Genomic DNA, 2382 nt, shown 5'->3' on the forward strand with positions numbered 1-2382 from the left:
GGTGAAACAGCCACGTTAACCATCAGCGTTACCCCAGTCGATGATCCAAGCGTGCTTGCAGATGACAGCACCACCATTGCGGAAGATGAAATTGCCACCGGTAATGTGTTAGATAACGATGAAGATCCTGATAGCGATCTCAGTGTCGTCACCTTTACAGTAGGTGGTACCGAATATCCAGCGGGCACTGAGGTGCCAGTAGAAGGCGGGATTTTAGTCATCAATCCTGATGGCGGCTACAGCTTCACACCAGCGCCGAACTGGAATGGCGAGCTTCCGGTGATCACTTACACCACCAACACTGGTGAAACAGCCACGTTAACCATCAGCGTTACCCCAGTCGATGATCCAAGCGTGCTTGCAGATGACAGCACCACCATTGCGGAAGATGAAATTGCCACCGGTAATGTGTTAGATAACGATGAAGATCCTGATAGCGATCTCAGTGTCATCACCTTTACGGTAGGCGGCACTGAATATCCAGCGGGCACTGAGGTGCCAGTAGAAGGCGGAATTTTAGTCATCAATCCAGATGGCGACTACAGCTTCACACCAGCGCCGGACTGGAATGGCGAGCTTCCGGAGATCACTTACACCACCAACACTGGTGAAACAGCCACATTAACCATCAGCGTTACCCCAGTCGATGATCCAAGTGTGCTTGCAGATGACAGCACCACCATTGCGGAAGATGAAATTGCCACCGGTAATGTGTTAGATAACGATGAAGATCCTGATAGCGATCTCAGTGTCGTCACCTTTACAGTAGGTGGTACCGAATATCCAGCGGGCACTGAGGTGCCAGTAGAAGGCGGGATTTTAGTCATCAACCCAGATGGCGGCTACAGCTTCACACCAGCGCCGAACTGGAATGGCGAGCTTCCGGTGATCACTTACACCACCAACACTGGTGAAACAGCCACGTTAACCATCAGCGTTACCCCAGTCGATGATCCAAGCGTGCTTGCAGATGACAGCACCACCATTGCGGAAGATGAAATTGCCACCGGTAATGTGTTAGATAACGATGAAGATCCGGATAGCGATCTCAGTGTCGTCACCTTTACAGTAGGTGGTACCGAATATCCAGCGGGCACTGAGGTGCCAGTAGAAGGCGGGATTTTAGTCATCAATCCTGATGGCGGCTACAGCTTCACACCAGCGCCGAACTGGAATGGCGAGCTTCCGGTGATCACTTACACCACCAACACCGGTGACACAGCCAACCTTGATATTACCGTGACTCCGGTAGATGATGCCGCCATCCTTGCAGATGACAGCAATACCGTCGCTGAAGACACCCCAGCCACCGGCAATGTCCTGGCCAATGACACCGACATCGATACTGCACTGACGGTTACTGGCTTTAATGTCAACGGCACCGATTACGCCGCAGGCGATAGCGCGCCAGTTGAAGGCGGTACGCTGGTACTCAACAGTGATGGTAGCTATATCTTCACGCCAGCACCGAACTGGAACGGCACGTTACCAACCGTGGTTTACACCACCAACACCGGTGACACAGCCAACCTTGATATTACCGTGACTCCGGTGGATGACGCCGCCATCCTTGCAGATGACAGCAATACCGTCGCTGAAGACACCCCTGCCACCGGCAACGTTCTGGCCAATGACACCGACATCGATACTGCACTGACGGTTACTGGCTTTAATGTCAACGGCACCGATTACGCCGCAGGCGATAGCGCGCCAGTTGAAGGCGGTACGCTGGTACTCAACAGTGATGGTAGCTATATCTTCACGCCAGCACCGAACTGGAACGGCACGTTACCGACCGCGGTTTACACCACCAACACCGGTGACACAGCCAACCTTGATATTACCGTGACTCCGGTAGATGATGCCGCCATCCTTGCAGATGACAGCAATACCGTCGCTGAAGACACCCCAGCCACCGGCAACGTTCTGGCCAATGACACCGACATCGATACTGCACTGACGGTTACCGGCTTTAATGTCAACGGCACCGATTACGCCGCAGGCGATAGCGCGCCAGTTGAAGGCGGTACGCTGGTACTCAACAGTGATGGTAGCTATATCTTCACGCCAGCACCGAACTGGAACGGCACGTTACCGACCGTGGTTTACACCACCAACACCGGTGACACAGCCAACCTTGATATCACCGTGACTCCGGTGGATGATGCTCCTATAGCCGTTGATGATTCAATAACAGTGCAAGAAGACACACCATTTTCGTCAGTGGTGGATTTAGATGCAAACGATTTTGACCCTGACGGAGATGCACTCAGTGTTATTGCAGGGACCTTTAACACAACCGAAGGCGGCACCATTGTCATTGCAGCCGATGGTAGTTACGTTTATACGCCTCCAGCGAACTTTAATGGTATTGATACCGTT

General features: G+C 52.6%; 1 protein-coding gene. It reads left to right on the top strand.

Features of this window, described 5'->3' with window-relative positions; genetic code table 11:
• A partial coding sequence (locus tag IEY18_RS17240; RefSeq protein WP_188923119.1) for a cadherin-like domain-containing protein occupies positions 1–2382 on the top strand: 2382 nt, incomplete at both ends.

The organism is Shewanella gelidii (assembly GCF_014647855.1).
Taxonomy (GTDB): Bacteria; Pseudomonadota; Gammaproteobacteria; order Enterobacterales; family Shewanellaceae; genus Shewanella; species Shewanella gelidii.